Origin of the sequence: Stutzerimonas stutzeri, from assembly GCF_024448935.1 — a bacterium.
Lineage (GTDB): Bacteria > Pseudomonadota > Gammaproteobacteria > Pseudomonadales > Pseudomonadaceae > Stutzerimonas > Stutzerimonas stutzeri_AO.
This window is the reverse complement of record NZ_JAMOIE010000007.1, coordinates 37,555-50,937: the sequence shown is the minus strand read 5'-3', so window position 1 is coordinate 50,937 and position 13,383 is coordinate 37,555. Positions and strand designations below refer to the sequence as shown.

The 13,383-nt window shown below is 61.6% G+C and carries 15 protein-coding genes; 11 read left to right on the top strand and 4 right to left on the bottom strand.

Annotated features, from left to right (window positions below):
- The 4 genes from NA637_RS03480 to NA637_RS03465 all read left to right on the top strand — a co-directional run bounded on the left by NA637_RS03480 (nucleotide 1) and on the right by NA637_RS03465 (nucleotide 4,245).
- Nucleotides 1–912: an NAD-dependent epimerase/dehydratase family protein gene (locus tag NA637_RS03480; protein ID WP_256071024.1), complete on the top strand. Its 912-nt coding sequence runs from the start codon at nucleotides 1–3 to the stop codon at nucleotides 910–912.
- Between the two features lie 31 nt (nucleotides 913–943).
- Entirely contained in the window at nucleotides 944–1,207 is a 264-nt protein-coding gene (locus NA637_RS03475; RefSeq protein WP_256071022.1) for an acyl carrier protein, read from the top strand.
- Nucleotides 1,191–2,423, top strand: a complete 1,233-nt coding sequence (spt, locus tag NA637_RS03470; protein ID WP_256071021.1) for a serine palmitoyltransferase — start codon at nucleotides 1,191–1,193, stop codon at nucleotides 2,421–2,423. The genes NA637_RS03475 and spt overlap by 17 nt, the downstream gene beginning before the upstream one ends.
- A gap of 106 nt (nucleotides 2,424–2,529) precedes the next feature.
- Complete coding sequence (locus NA637_RS03465; protein WP_256071019.1) at nucleotides 2,530–4,245, top strand: ABC transporter ATP-binding protein; 1,716 nt, start codon at nucleotides 2,530–2,532, stop codon at nucleotides 4,243–4,245.
- A gap of 244 nt (nucleotides 4,246–4,489) precedes the next feature.
- Here NA637_RS03465 and NA637_RS03460 read toward each other — a convergent pair whose 3' ends face one another.
- The 4 genes from NA637_RS03460 to NA637_RS03445 form a co-directional block, all read right to left on the bottom strand.
- A complete protein-coding gene (locus NA637_RS03460) occupies nucleotides 4,490–5,491 on the bottom strand; it encodes a 2-hydroxyacid dehydrogenase (RefSeq protein ID WP_256071018.1) in 1,002 nt (333 codons plus the stop codon).
- Nucleotides 5,492–5,610: 119 nt separating this feature from the next.
- Nucleotides 5,611–6,030, bottom strand: a complete 420-nt coding sequence (locus NA637_RS03455; protein WP_256071017.1) for a hypothetical protein — start codon at nucleotides 6,028–6,030, stop codon at nucleotides 5,611–5,613.
- A gap of 9 nt (nucleotides 6,031–6,039) precedes the next feature.
- A complete protein-coding gene (locus NA637_RS03450) occupies nucleotides 6,040–6,291 on the bottom strand; it encodes a hypothetical protein (protein WP_256071016.1) in 252 nt (83 codons plus the stop codon).
- A 197-nt stretch (nucleotides 6,292–6,488) separates the two neighbouring features.
- Nucleotides 6,489–7,136, bottom strand: coding sequence for a hypothetical protein (locus NA637_RS03445; protein ID WP_256071015.1), 648 nt, complete (start codon nucleotides 7,134–7,136; stop codon nucleotides 6,489–6,491).
- 168 nt (nucleotides 7,137–7,304) lie between these two features.
- Between NA637_RS03445 and NA637_RS03440 the strand changes: the two genes are divergently transcribed.
- The 7 genes from NA637_RS03440 (at nucleotide 7,305) to NA637_RS03410 (ending at nucleotide 13,301) form a co-directional block, all read left to right on the top strand.
- Entirely contained in the window at nucleotides 7,305–7,565 is a 261-nt protein-coding gene (locus tag NA637_RS03440; protein WP_256071014.1) for a hypothetical protein, read from the top strand.
- On the top strand, nucleotides 7,537–7,770 hold the full coding sequence (locus tag NA637_RS03435; protein WP_256071013.1) for a hypothetical protein: 234 nt from the start codon (nucleotides 7,537–7,539) through the stop codon (nucleotides 7,768–7,770). The genes NA637_RS03440 and NA637_RS03435 overlap by 29 nt, the downstream gene beginning before the upstream one ends.
- Nucleotides 7,771–8,056: 286 nt before the next feature.
- Nucleotides 8,057–9,319 (top strand): zinc-dependent alcohol dehydrogenase, encoded by a 1,263-nt coding sequence (locus NA637_RS03430; RefSeq protein ID WP_256071011.1) that lies wholly within the window; start codon nucleotides 8,057–8,059, stop codon nucleotides 9,317–9,319.
- Between the two features lie 16 nt (nucleotides 9,320–9,335).
- Entirely contained in the window at nucleotides 9,336–10,253 is a 918-nt protein-coding gene (locus NA637_RS03425; protein ID WP_256071010.1) for a DUF72 domain-containing protein, read from the top strand.
- Nucleotides 10,250–11,053 (top strand): endonuclease/exonuclease/phosphatase family protein, encoded by an 804-nt coding sequence (locus tag NA637_RS03420; RefSeq protein ID WP_256071008.1) that lies wholly within the window; start codon nucleotides 10,250–10,252, stop codon nucleotides 11,051–11,053. The genes NA637_RS03425 and NA637_RS03420 overlap by 4 nt, the downstream gene beginning before the upstream one ends.
- On the top strand, nucleotides 11,050–12,285 hold the full coding sequence (clsB, locus tag NA637_RS03415) for a cardiolipin synthase ClsB (RefSeq protein ID WP_256071007.1): 1,236 nt from the start codon (nucleotides 11,050–11,052) through the stop codon (nucleotides 12,283–12,285). The genes NA637_RS03420 and clsB overlap by 4 nt, the downstream gene beginning before the upstream one ends.
- Nucleotides 12,282–13,301: a lysylphosphatidylglycerol synthase domain-containing protein gene (locus tag NA637_RS03410; protein ID WP_256071006.1), complete on the top strand. Its 1,020-nt coding sequence runs from the start codon at nucleotides 12,282–12,284 to the stop codon at nucleotides 13,299–13,301. Before clsB ends, NA637_RS03410 begins: the two co-directional genes overlap by 4 nt.
- Nucleotides 13,302–13,383 lie beyond the last annotated feature (82 nt).

Sequence of the window (13,383 nt, the reverse complement as noted above, 5' to 3'; positions counted from 1 at the left end):
ATGTCGCGAACCGTGGCGTTGACCGGAGCGACCGGATTTATCGGAACTGTGCTGCGTGATCGACTGGTCCGCGCGGGCGTCCGGGTGCGCGCCTTGAGCCGCCAGCATCAGCGCCCGATTGAAGGCGTCGAATGGGTAGTGGGCAGGCTGGAGGACCGAACTGTGCTGGCTGCGCTGGTCGCGGGTGCTGACTCGGTCATACATTGTGCCGGTGCGGTGCGTGGGAGTCGAAAGGAGGATTTCCAGCGGACCAATGTCGAGGGCAGCCTGCGAATGATCGAGGCGGCACGGCTTAGTGGGCAGTGCGAGCGGTTTCTCCTCATCTCGTCGCTGGCAGCCAGGCACCCGCAGCTCTCGTGGTACGCGATGTCGAAGCGTGAAGCCGAAACGCAGGTAATGCAGGCCGCTGGCGACATCGCCGTGACGATCTTCCGGCCTACCGCCGTGTACGGGCCGGGTGACCGTGATGTGCGCCCCCTGCTGGAATGGCTACTGCGCGGCTGGTTGTTCCCGCTGGGCCGTTCGAGTGCCCGGCTCAGCTTCCTGCACGTGGACGATCTGGCTGAGGCCGCGGTGTGCTGGCTCGAAGCCGCACCAGCCCCGACGGGCACCTATGAGTTGGATGATTGCCACCTTGGCGGATATAACTGGAGTGCCATCGCGGCCATGGCAGCACGGGCCCGCAATGGGCCGGTCCGTTGCGTCGCGGTGCCCGTCGGGCTACTGAAGGCGATTGCGCGCATTAATATGTCGCTGGCACGTATCGGCCGCTACTCGCCCATGCTGACTTTGTCTAAGGTTGGTGAACTGGCCCACCCTGATTGGTCCTGCGACAGCCAACCAGCGCAAGACGCGCTTGGATGGCGCCCGCGAACAACCCTGAACAAGGCCCTTGAAGAAAGATTGTTCTGAAAGAGCCACTGATGAAAGTCGAGAGTTTCTGATGATTGCCGAGCAACAAATACTAGAACGGCTCCTCTCCATGATCCGTCGGCTCGCCCCGCCCGGGACCGAGGTTCGAGCGGACGTCGCGCTGGCCGATGAGCTTGGGCTGGACTCCATCAAGGTCATGGACCTTCTGATGGAGCTCGAGGATGAGTTCGACATTTCGATACCGCTCAACGTGCTGACCGATGTCCGTACGCCTGGCCAACTGGCGCAAGCCGTTTTTACCCTGATGGAGCATGCAGATGGCGCTGTTCGATAAGTTCACCAAGCTGGCCCAGGAGCGGGCTGCGCTGGGGCAGAGCGGATTGAACCCCTTCGGTACTCGCATCGACGAGATTCTTTCTCCGACCTTGGGCCGCATCGGTGATCGAGAAGTCGTCCTCGCCGGCACCAACAACTACCTGGGGCTGACTTTTGATCCCGGGTGCATCCAGGCCGGGCAGCAGGCGCTGGCGCTGGAGGGCACGGGCACGACAGGGTCGCGGATGGCCAACGGCAGTTACGGCAGCCACATAGCGTTGGAGGCCGAGCTCGCCGAGTTCATGCAGCGCCAATCGGTTATCGTGTATTCCACCGGCTATCTCGCCAACCTGGGGGTTATCGGCACCCTGGCGGGTCCGTCAGACATCGTTCTGCTCGATGCAGACTGCCACGCCAGCATCTATGACGCCTGCAGGCTGGGTGGCGCCCAGGTCATTCGTTTTCGGCACAACGATGCGAAGGACCTCGAGAGACGCATGTTGCGCCTGCGGGAGCAGGCACGCAGCGCGCTGATCGTGGTTGAGGGCATCTACAGTATGCTGGGCGACCGGGCACCGCTTGCGGAAATTGTCGAGGTGAAGCGCCGGCTAGGCGGATACCTGTTGGTCGACGAGGCACATTCGGTCGGCGTACTGGGGCCGAACGGCCGCGGGCTTGCGGAGGAGCTGGGGGTCGAGGGCGACGTCGATATCGTCCTCGGGACGTTCAGCAAGAGCCTCGGTGCGATCGGCGGCTTTGCCGCGAGTCGCCACGCGGATATGGAGCTGCTGCGCTATGCGAGCCGGCCTTATATTTTCACTGCGTCGTCTTCGCCTGCGTCGATCGCATCGGTGCGCGCTGCGCTGCGCGCCGTGCAGAACCAGCCCGAGTTGCGTGATCGTTTGTGGTCCAATGCACGGCATCTGTATCAGGAACTGAATGCCCTTGGCTATCGCACTGGACCAGAGCCGAGCCCTGTGGTCGCCGTGTTGCTGGGGTCCCCCCACGAGGGGATGGCGTTCTGGCAGCGCCTGATCGAGCTGGGGGTGTACGTAAATCTGGTACTGCCACCGGCGACGCCCGGCGGTCAGGCGCTGGTCCGTTGCAGCGTGAGCGCCGCCCACAGCAGCGAGCAGATCGATCGGATCATCCAGGCATTCGCTCACTTGCGCGATTGTCTTCCGCGGACTGCCGCGGCGGGTGATGATCTGGTGCGGACGGGCGGCCTGGCTTGACGGTGCCCACTCGGAGCTTGATGCAACGCATGTCGGCCGCACTAGACGCTGGCGGGGCGGTACCGCCTGCCTGTGCCGTCCGACCCGAACGTCACGAGCCATAACTATGCGCATGCTCTTCGCCTTCGGCCGCGCCTATCCGGCGCGCACGACCCTGATGCTGGTCAGCCTGCTGCTTGCCGGTCTGGCGGAGGGGGTCGGCTTGACCACCCTGCTCCCGCTGCTGTCGGTCGCCTTGGGAGACCAGGCCCAATCGGACTTTTCGCTCAAGGTGATCGGCGTCCTGGATGCGGTAGGCCTGGAGCCGACCATAGTCACCATGCTGGTCATCATCGTGGCAGGAATGACCGTCAGCAGTATCCTTGTGTTGCTTGGCAATCGCCAGGTCGGTTACACGGTGGCGCGCGTCGCCACCGATCTGCGCCTGGCGCTGATCCGTGCCTTGCTCGGCAGCCGCTGGGAATATTACCTGCGCCAGCCCACTGGGGCTCTGGCCAACGCGGTTGCTACCGAAGCCTACCGCGCCTCTAGGGGCTACGAGCATGCGGCGAACATGGTGGCGCTGGTCATCCAGGCGCTGGTCTATGCCGTCATCGCGCTTTTCGTATCCTGGCCGGCCACGCTGATCTCACTGATGCTGGGGCTCTTGCTGCTCGTCGCCATGCGCCGGCTGGTCAAGGCATCACGCAAGGCAGGCAAAAGCCAGACCCGACTGATGCGCGAACTGCTCGTCCACCTCACCGATACCCTGGGGTCTGTCAAGCCACTCAAGGCCATGGCCCGTGAGGATGTTGCCGATTCCCTGCTGCGTCGCGAGGCGGCGGAGCTCAACACCGCTATGGAACGGGAGGTGATGAGCCGGGAGACCCTGCGGGCCCTGCAGGGACCGATGCTGGCGATGCTGGCGGCCGGAGGCCTGTACGCCGGGCTGATCGTATTCGAGTTGCCGCTGGCATCGGTAATGGTGTTGATCTTCCTTGTAGTCCGTGTCCTTGGTCTGTTGCACAAAGCCCAGCAGCGCTACCATCGGATGGCCGCGCAGGAAGCGGCTTATTGGGCGCTGCAGGGCGCGATCGAAACGGCGACGGCTGATACCGAGCCTCGCGGCGGCGAGCGTAAGCCCACACTGGAACAGGCGATCGTTTTCGAGGGGGTGTCGTTCGGCTATGGCGACCGGTTGGTTCTGGATGCCGTGGATCTTCGGCTTCAGGTGGGTACTTTCACCAGCCTGATTGGCCCTTCTGGCGCCGGCAAGACCACCATTCTCGACCTGCTCAGCCTGTTGCTGGCGCCCCAGGCTGGCAGGATTCTGGTCGATGGTGTTCCGATAGAGACGCTGGACCGGCGACTCTGGCGACGCTTCATAGGCTACGTACCACAGGACACTCTTCTTCTGCATGACAGCGTGCTGGCCAACGTCACCCTGGGTGATCCGGCGCTGACCCGGGAGCAGGCCGAGGCCGCTCTGCGGCAGGCCGGCGCCTGGGCGTTCGTCGAACGGATGCCCGACGGTATGGACAGCATCGTTGGCGAGCGGGGCGGCAAGCTCTCGGGCGGCCAGCGGCAGCGGATCGCCATCGCCCGTGCGCTCGCTCATGGTCCACGGTTCCTCATCCTGGACGAAGCTACCAGTGCGCTCGATCCGGAAGCCGAGGAAGCTATCAGTCAGACCATTCGACGACTGACGCCGGCTATCACCATCATTGCGGTGTCCCACAGACCTGCACTCGTCAATGTCGCCGATCAGGTGTTCCGCCTACGCGATGGCAAGCTGGCGCCTGTAGATCGAGGCCTCGCCGAGCGGGCGTTTAGCCCCGAATAGACGGCCTGCTGTGCTTCAGGTGGGTGCGGCCGCAGACGATTACCTTGCCGCCCAATACCAGCGTACCCACATCGAACGAATGCTCGACAGCGGCGCGGTGATTGCTGAACGAGCGCCACTGACGATCAGACGTGGGAATCAGGTTTATCAGGTGGCATGCGGGATGCTGTTCAGCGAGCAGAGCCCACGCTGATCCGGCCAGGGCTCCGTCTGGCAATCCAGGCACCGAAGCGAACCGTGATGGCTACACCAGCTTGTCGACGGTCACCCGATGCAGGGCACCGCTTCCCTGCTCGAAGGCGCTGATATTCGCCAGCGTGGTCTCGGCGATATGGGTCAGCGCTTCCGCAGTGAAGAATGCCTGATGCCCGGTTATCAACACGTTGGGAAAGGTCGTCAGGCGCATGAACAGATCGTCATTGATGACCTGCTGTGAAAGGTCCTGGAAGAAGAGGTTTTCTTCCTCCTCGTAGACATCCAGCCCCAGCCGTCCGATCCTTCCGCTCTTGAGGCCCTCGATGACTGCGCGCGTATCGACTACACGGCCCCGGCCGGTGTTGATCAACATTACGCCCGGTTTCATCCGGGCGATCGCGCCGGCATCGATCAGGTGGTTGGTTTCCGGGGTCAGCGGGCAGTGCAGCGAAATGATGTCCGCTTCGCCGAACAGTTTTTCTAACGGCACATAGCGGACGAATTCCTTCGCATCGGCGCTGGGAAAGGGATCGCTGGCCAGCACTCTGCAACCGAAGCCATGCATGATGTCGGCGAAGATAAGGCCGATCTTACCGGTCCCGATCACGCCCACCGTCTTGCCGTACAGGTCGAAACCGAGCAGGCCATCGAGGGAGAAATTTCCTTCACGCACGCGGTTATAGGCACGATGGGTCATCCTGTTGAGCCCGAGCACCAGTGCCACCGCATGCTCTGCCACCGCGTGAGGCGAATACGCCGGCACTCGCGCCACCGTCATGCCCAGCCGCTCCGCCTCGGCGAGGTCGACGTGATTGAAACCGGCCGACCGCAGGGCAATGAGCTCCGTACCGCTGGAATGCAAGCGTTGCAGCACCTCGCGGTCGAGCTGGTCGTTAACGAAGGCACATATGCCGGCAAAACCCGCCGCTAGCGGCGCGGTGTCCGCGGTCAGTCGAGCGTCCAGATAGACCAGTTGATGCTGGTGCGCCTGGTTGGCCTGGTCGAGATAAGTGCGATCGTAGGGCTTGGTACTGAAGACGGCGATGCGCATGAACAGGCCTCCGGATGAGACGGATGAGGGGCCAACCAGCCTGTCACTTGATCCATCGAATGACACGGCAAAGGCCATTGACCGACGGCTTCAACGAGGCAGGCGGATACCGTATGACCTCACGCCAGCCCGTCGAACCGGGCGTAAGGGTTGCTGCAGGGCAACCGGTAGCCAAGAAAGCTGACCTTGGGATTGGTCTTGTTCTGCTGCCGCAGAAAATCAGTCGAAACCATGAAATCCGTTAACAAGCGGCGCTCGAAGTTGTCGAGCCGAAGTTCAGTGTAGGCTGTTCCGACACCGGTTTGCTGGCGGATCTTGTAGAGCCCCATCAATGCGGTCAGCTTCTCCGAGCCGTAGTGGTCCGCCATCGCATCGACGAATTTGCGCTGATCGTCGGGATCCATCTGGAAGTTTCCCACCAGCCGTTGCAGCAACTGCGGAACGAAGACCTGACGGTCCTCGAAGACCCAGGCGCCAGACCCGACCGCCACCAGGCCCAGTGCGGCGGCGGACGAAATCAACAACGTACGACGTTTCATGGGCAATCCTTAGCTATAAAGCAGGTCGGCAGCACGGATGGACAAGGCGGCAGCCGTCAGGCTGGGATTCGCCGGCGAACAGCTCGGGTAGGTCGCGGTGCCCACAACGACGAGGTTGCGCATCTCAAGGATCAACGCGCGCCCGGTGAGGTGTTTCAAGGCTTCAGTCAGAAAGAAGCCCGAACCAAAACCTGACCCGACTACAACCAACTCATAGTGTTCTTCGTTGATGCCCTTTGCGCTTACCCGGTTGATCTCCATGACCGATTCCCTTACTGCTGCAGCCTCGCCGAATCCAAGCTGCCCAATCATTTACACGTCAGCAATGTCCTGCTGCGCAGCGCATGTCACGGCTTGAACCCGGCGTATCGCTACGACACGCGCTGGGAAGCCAATTCTACGTGACCTTTGAAACGAAGCGGAGTTCCCAGCCTGCTTAAGCCCATGGGTGCGACGGGTTAGTCATTCAGCCCTTCCGCTAGCCATCCCCGTACCCGGCGACGGTCGCGCCAGGAGCTCAGCTGCTGGGTGAACGGGCTCTCCGGCACCAGACGGCATTGCGGATCGGTGAGGTCGCCCAGCTTGAAGCGGCGCAACACACCCAGCGGGTGGCGCTCTGGCCCGTAAAACGCCACCGCGCGGATTTCCAGGCAATGGAACTGCCAGTCGCCCACTGGCTGATGGCCTTGAAGCTCGATGCCGTTGAGCTCGGCGACTCGCCGCAACATGCCCTGAAAGGTGCCGACGTGAATGAAATCACCACTGCTTAACGGCCCCTGGTGGGTGGTCTGGTGGATGGCGAGATCGGCTGGCACGTCATCTTCCATGCTTTGGCGAATGTCGGTGATATCCACTTCCAAGGGCCCCCGTGACGTCACCACCGAGACCATGAGCTGATTGATGAACATCGGCTCGGCACTCATGTTGGAGATGATGCAAAGCGAGCCGAGTCCTTTGCCTGCGCCTCGATTGATAAGCAGGCTCGGCTGACGCTGCCGTCTGAAGTTTCGCAAGAGCAAATGCGCATAGAACATCCACACCAGAAGCGTGCTCAGGGAGATCAGCAACGAAACGAGCTGCTGGTTGTTCATTAACCAATTGATCATGTGGCGCCTCGGTAAGTGATTCCCGGCTGAGACAGTCCAAACACGACTGGGTGCCACCCCTGTCGGTAGGCGCCGCTCCATGCACGGCCCGTCCAGCAGCAGACACGAACGAACGCAAGCCGCGGCAGGTCCGAAACAGGGAGCCCGCAAACAGTCGAGGGATATCAAATGAAGAGCTTGTGCATCGCTTCATCAGTGTTACTGGCCTTGCTGGCAACCGTCGCATCGGCCAATCAGGAACCGACCGAACCTGAGCCGGCTGACAGAAACAGCCAGACCCAGCAGGACCTCAATAACGAGGCAAGCGCGCATGGCTATCAGAACCCTACCGGCGAAGACCCGCACCCGCGCTTAACCGAGGACACGATCGAAAACGCTCACGGAGACGACGAGCGCGTGGATGACGAAAGGGATTCTCAGAAACGCTGATCGGCTGTCCCTCGCGCTAGCCAGCGCCATCGAACGACTGGCCCGCGAGGGTGGGCCGATGGCGCCCAAAGACCTCGCCAAGTTCGAGCCGCAGCGGCGCTACCCGACCCTGGTCGCCGTGGTACGGGAGAGCACCGCGACCGTGATCGACTACCTGGTCGAAGCCTCTGCCGGCGACCTGCCATGGGATCGCCCGCTCCGTTGACCTCGCCGAAGCTGTAACCCGCCTCCCGAGCCTGAACAGGCGCCCGATACCGAGCGGCCCCGGGTGCCATGCAGCCGAAAAAAAGATGAACCGGGCAAGCCACCATCAGTCCGAATGAAGGGAGCAACGTGCCACGGATCGCGCCGCCTGCAAAGGCTGGCGCGTCCCCGAGGATTCTTCAGCCCGGCTGTAGCAGCCCGGCTGAGCTACAGGATGTCACTCATCATTCGTTCAGCCCAATCGAAGCCTGGCCAGGCGCGATTGGGACCCGTTTATGGAGACGCCCATGAAAGCTGTTGTGTATCACGACGTCGGCGACATACGCCTCGAAGTCGTACCCGACCCCAAGATCGAAGCCCCGACCGACGCCATTGTCCGGATCACCGCTTCTGCCATTTGCGGAACGGATTTGCACTTTGTTCGCGGCACCTTCAGCGGCATGAAGCCCGGCACCATTCTTGGCCATGAAGCGGTCGGCATCGTTGAAGAGCTCGGCGAAGACGTTCGCAATCTGCAGGTCGGTGACCGCGTGGTGATCCCCTCGACCATCGCGTGCGGCAATTGCTCGTACTGCCGTTCGGGCTATTTCGCCCAGTGCGACGTGGCCAATCCCAACGGCAAGGAAGCAGGTACCTCGTTCTTCGGCGGTCCGGCGGCAACCGGTCCGTTCCACGGACTGCAAGTCGAAAAGGCGCGCATTCCCTTTGCCAATATCGGCCTGGTGAAGCTGCCTCCGGAAATCAGTGATGATCAGGCAATTCTGCTCTCGGACATCTTCCCGACGGGCTACTTCGGCGCCGAGATGGCCGAGATCGAGGCCGGTAACACGGTAGCGGTATTCGGCTGCGGCCCGGTGGGTCAATTCGCCATTGCCAGCGCCAAACTGCTGGGCGCCGGGCGCATCTTTGCCATCGACCAGTACGACGACCGTTTACGCATGGCCCAGGGCCAGGGCGCCGAGATCATCGATTTCAATCGCGAAGACCCAATCGAAACCTTAAAGCGTTTGACCGGTGGGATTGGCGTCGACCGCGCGATCGATGCCGTGGGCGTCGATGCGGAACACGGTTGCTGCGGTGGCAAACCTGCCGACGGCGCGAACCTTGAGCAGAACGCCAAATGGCAACCGGGCGATGCCCCATCACAGGCGCTCGAATGGGCTGTACAGTGTCTGGCGAAGGCCGGCACCTTGTCGATCATTGGCGTCTATCCGCCCGATGCGACGACCTTCCCCATCGGCATGGCGATGAACAAGAACATCACCATGAACATGGGTAACTGCCACCACCGCAAGTACATTCCGCGGCTCATCGAAATGATCCAGGCGCGGCGCATCGACCCGACCAAGATGCTTACGCAGGTCAAACCGATGACCGACGTCATGGCGGCATTCGAGGCATTTGATCGTCGCGAAGGTGGCTGGATCAAGGTCGAGCTCAAGCCCCAACGCGAGGGCTCGGAGAACGGCTCGGAAGAGAATCTGGTCGACGAGGCCGTCGCCAACACCTTCCCGGCCAGCGATCCGACCAGCATGCAGCATCCCCGTTAGACCACAGGAGCCAGCGATGGCAGCCATCCATATAGGCATTTCCGGCTGGCGCTACGCACCCTGGCGAGGCGACTTCTACCCCAAGGGGCTCGTGCAGAAGAACGAGCTGAAGTTCGCCTCGCGAGCCGTAAGCAGCATCGAAATCAATGGCTCGTTCTACTCGTTGCAAAAGCCGGAGCGCTATGCCGGCTGGTATGACGAGACGCCCGAGGGCTTCGTTTTCAGCGTCAAAGCGCCCCGCTACATCACCCATGTGCTGCGCCTTCGGGACGTGGAGAAGCCCATCGCCAACTTTCTCGCTTCCGGTGTCCTTGCGCTCAAAGACAAGCTCGGCCCGATGCTCTGGCAATTCCCGCCGTCGTTCAAATTCGATCCCGAGCGTTTCGAAACCTTCCTCGCCCTACTGCCGCATGACACCGAAGCGGCGTTGGAAATGGCGAAAGGGTGTGAAGCGCGCATGGAGGGACGTAGCTATCTGCAGATCGATCGCAAACGTCCCCTTCGGCATGCGGTCGAAATACGTAACGACAGCTTTGTCGATCCGGCGTTCGTGGCGCTGCTGCGCAAGTACAAGGTTGCGCTGGTGGTGGCCGATACGGCCGGCAAATGGCCCTATCGAGAGGACCTCACCTGCGATTTCGTCTATATCCGCCTTCACGGAGCGAAAGAGCTTTATACCAGCGGCTACACCGATGAGGCGCTGGATAACTGGGCCCAGCGCATCACCCTTTGGAGCAACGGCAGCCAGCCTGACGATGCCCACCTGATAAGCTCCGGCAAACCACCGGCGCGCAAGCGGCGCGCCGTCTACTGCTATTTCGATAACGATGTAAAGGTCCGGGCGCCGTATGACGCGCGACAGTTGTTGCGCCGGCTCGGACTGGATAAAGACCTGGAAACCACTCCAGGCCAGTTGGAAGGAGCATTGGCGTGAATCTGGACAAGACCCATCCCCTCGACAGCAGCGATCTCGACGCGCACATGTCCACCGCGGTCAACACGGTCCGCCTGCTGACCGTGAACACCCACAAGGGCTTCACCGCCCTCAATCGGCGGTTCATCCTTCCGGAGTTGCGCGAGGCAGTCAGGGCGGTATCGGCCGATGTCGTGTTCTTGCAGGAAGTGCTCGGCACGCATGAAAAACACGCGTTGCGCTTCCACGACTGGCCCAAGATGTCGCAGTACGAGTTTCTGGCCGACAGCATCTGGACCGATTTTGCCTATGGTCGCAATGCCGTCTACCCCGACGGTGACCACGGCAACGCGCTGCTGTCGAAATTCCCGATCACGCGCTACGAGAACCTCGACATTTCCATTGCCGGGCCGGAACGTCGTGGCCTTTTGCACAGCGTGCTGCAGGTGCCGGGACATGAGGAGTTTCACGCGATTTGCGTGCACCTGGGCCTGCGCGAAGCCCATCGTCAGCAGCAACTGCGCCTCCTCTGCGACCTGCTCGACTCGCTGCCAACGAATGCCCCAGTGATCGTCGCTGGGGACTTCAACGATTGGCGACTCAAGGGTGCGCAGGTGCTCGATCGCTGCGCGGGCATGCACGAGGTTTTCGCGCTGGCCCAGGGCAAGGTGGCCAAGACCTTCCCGGCACGCTGGCCAGTGCTGCGCCTGGACCGTATCTATGTGCGAAATGCCACGAGCCACAAAGCGAGAATACTCGGCAACAAACCTTGGACACACTTGTCTGATCATCTGCCCTTGGCGGTGGAGATACACCTATGAACTTTCACTGGAGAGACGGGAATCGTCTTCAACTGCTGGAAAACGGTGAGGAATTCTTTCCCGCCGTGTTCGGGGCCATTGCAGCTGCGGAAAAGGAAGTCCTGCTGGAAACCTTCATTTTCTTCAAGGATAAGGTGGGACAGGAGTTGCAACAGGCGCTGATTGCCGCGGCCGAACGCGGGGTCAGCGTAAACGTTATGGTGGACGGCTATGGCTCGGCTGATCTGAATGGTGATTTTGCCGCGGCGATGACTCGCGCGGGTGTACGTATCCAGGTCTTCGATCCAGGCAAACGGCTGTTCGGCAAGCGGATCAATGTGTTCCGACGCATGCACCGCAAGATTGTCGTGATAGACGGCGAGTTTGCGTTCATCGGCGGCATCAATTTCTCTGCAGATCACCTGAGCGATTTCGGCCCTGCTGCCAAGCAGGACTACGCGCTGCGGGTCGAAGGCCCGGTGGTGCATGACATCCACCGCTTCGCACTGAGCGCTATCGGTCCAGCCCAATCGGGCCGACGCTGGTGGCACCGACGAATGCGAACGCAGAGCAACGGTTTTGTCGGGGTTAGCCGGGGCGAAGCGCGTGCGCTGTTTGTCACGCGCGACAACCACGACCATCGCAACGATATCGAGCAGCATTACCTGCAGGCCATCCGCGACGCCCGCTCGCGCTTGCTGATTGCCAACGCCTATTTTTTCCCGGGCTACCGAGTGCTGCGGGAGATCCGCAACGCCGCACGGCGTGGCGTTCGGGTCCGGTTGATTCTGCAGGGCGAACCGGATATGCCGATCGCCAAATTCGGCGCGCGGATGCTCTACAACTACCTGATGAACGACGGTGTGGAGATCCACGAATACTGCCGCCGGCCACTGCATGGCAAGGTGGCGTTGGCGGACTACGAGTGGTCCACGGTGGGCTCGAGCAACCTTGACCCGCTGAGCCTGTCGCTCAATCTCGAGGCGAACCTGATCATTCGCGATCACACATTCAATCGCCAACTGCATGAAAATCTGGACCGGTTGCTGCAACACGACTGCCGCCGCATTCCGCTGGAACGCATCATCCGCGGCTACTGGTGGCGCGCACCGCTGGTCTTCATCATTTTCCATTTTCTGCGCCACTTCCCTCAGTGGGTGGGCTTGTTGCCGGCCCATAAACCAAGGGTGCAGTTGCTCGATCCGGAACCGCTTGAGCCCAGCCCTGCCCCCTTGCAGCGAGACCATCAATGACCGAGCGCCAGCACCAGTCGCAGAGTGGGTGGCGTCGTCGCTGGCCGCTGATCAAGAAGATCCTGACCTACTGCTTCTTCATTCTCGTCGCCGGGCTTTTGATCGGGCTGGCACGCAACGTCAACTGGAGCGAGGTCTACCAAACGCTGCGCAATTACAGCGCCCGAACCCTGTGGCTGGCTGGCGCAGCCACTGCAGTGAGTTATGCGGTGTATTGCTGTTTCGACGTGCTCGGCAAACGTTATGCGCAGCACGACCTGCCAGTCCGGCAGATCATCCCGGTGACCTTCGTCTGCTACGCCTTCAACCTCAACCTGAGCGCCTGGGTGGGCGGTATCGCGCTGCGCTATCGGCTCTATTCGCGGTTCGGCCTGCGCACATCGCAGATCACCCGAGTGTTCACCATGAGCGTGCTGACCAACTGGCTTGGTTACCTCTGGTTGGGCGGCCTGATCTTCACCTTGGGCTGGGTCACGCCGCCCGCCAATTGGGAGATCGGACATGCCGCGTTGCGGATGCTGGGTGCCGGGTTGCTGCTGGCCTCGGCCATCTACCTCTGGGCCTGCGGCTTTTCCAAACGCCGCCACTGGACGATCCGCAAGCACGAAATCTATCTGCCGAGCCTGCGCCTGGCGGTCTTGCAGATGCTGCTCGGCGCGAGCAACTGGGCGCTAATGGCACTGGTGGTGTACTTCATGCTGTCGCAACAGGCCCCCTACCCCATCGTGCTAGGCATCCTGATGATCAGCAGCGTAGCCGGCGTGATTGCACACATCCCGGCGGGTCTGGGTGTGATCGAAGCGGTATTCGTGGCGATGCTGGGCGGTGGCGAGCTAAGCCAGGCCAACATCGTGGCGGGGTTGATCGGCTACCGGGTGGTGTACTTCCTCATCCCACTGCTGTTTGCCACGGTTGTCTATGTGGCCTTGGAGATTCGGGCCAAGAAGCTGCGCTCCAATAACCAGGCTCTCACCGAAGACGATGCGCAAGAGGAGCACCCGCCAACCGCCGCCTGATGGGTTCTGCCCTTCTGGCGGGGGAACCGCACAGGCACCAGACCCGATAAAGCCGGGGCGATCACCGCTCCGGCTTTATCGG

Bases quoted from the DNA above. Each gene is read 5' to 3' on its own strand.
- NA637_RS03480 (WP_256071024.1), top strand. From the start codon at position 1: ATGTCGCGAACCGTGGCGTTGACCGGAGCGACCGGATTTATCGGAACT.
- NA637_RS03475 (WP_256071022.1), top strand. From the start codon at position 944: ATGATTGCCGAGCAACAAATACTAGAACGGCTCCTCTCCATGATCCGT.
- spt (WP_256071021.1), top strand. From the start codon at position 1,191: ATGGCGCTGTTCGATAAGTTCACCAAGCTGGCCCAGGAGCGGGCTGCG.
- NA637_RS03465 (WP_256071019.1), top strand. From the start codon at position 2,530: ATGCGCATGCTCTTCGCCTTCGGCCGCGCCTATCCGGCGCGCACGACC.
- NA637_RS03460 (WP_256071018.1), bottom strand. From the start codon at position 5,491: ATGCGCATCGCCGTCTTCAGTACCAAGCCCTACGATCGCACTTATCTC.
- NA637_RS03455 (WP_256071017.1), bottom strand. From the start codon at position 6,030: ATGAAACGTCGTACGTTGTTGATTTCGTCCGCCGCCGCACTGGGCCTG.
- NA637_RS03450 (WP_256071016.1), bottom strand. From the start codon at position 6,291: ATGGAGATCAACCGGGTAAGCGCAAAGGGCATCAACGAAGAACACTAT.
- NA637_RS03445 (WP_256071015.1), bottom strand. From the start codon at position 7,136: ATGATCAATTGGTTAATGAACAACCAGCAGCTCGTTTCGTTGCTGATC.
- NA637_RS03440 (WP_256071014.1), top strand. From the start codon at position 7,305: ATGAAGAGCTTGTGCATCGCTTCATCAGTGTTACTGGCCTTGCTGGCA.
- NA637_RS03435 (WP_256071013.1), top strand. From the start codon at position 7,537: ATGACGAAAGGGATTCTCAGAAACGCTGATCGGCTGTCCCTCGCGCTA.
- NA637_RS03430 (WP_256071011.1), top strand. From the start codon at position 8,057: ATGAAAGCTGTTGTGTATCACGACGTCGGCGACATACGCCTCGAAGTC.
- NA637_RS03425 (WP_256071010.1), top strand. From the start codon at position 9,336: ATGGCAGCCATCCATATAGGCATTTCCGGCTGGCGCTACGCACCCTGG.
- clsB (WP_256071007.1), top strand. From the start codon at position 11,050: ATGAACTTTCACTGGAGAGACGGGAATCGTCTTCAACTGCTGGAAAAC.
- NA637_RS03410 (WP_256071006.1), top strand. From the start codon at position 12,282: ATGACCGAGCGCCAGCACCAGTCGCAGAGTGGGTGGCGTCGTCGCTGG.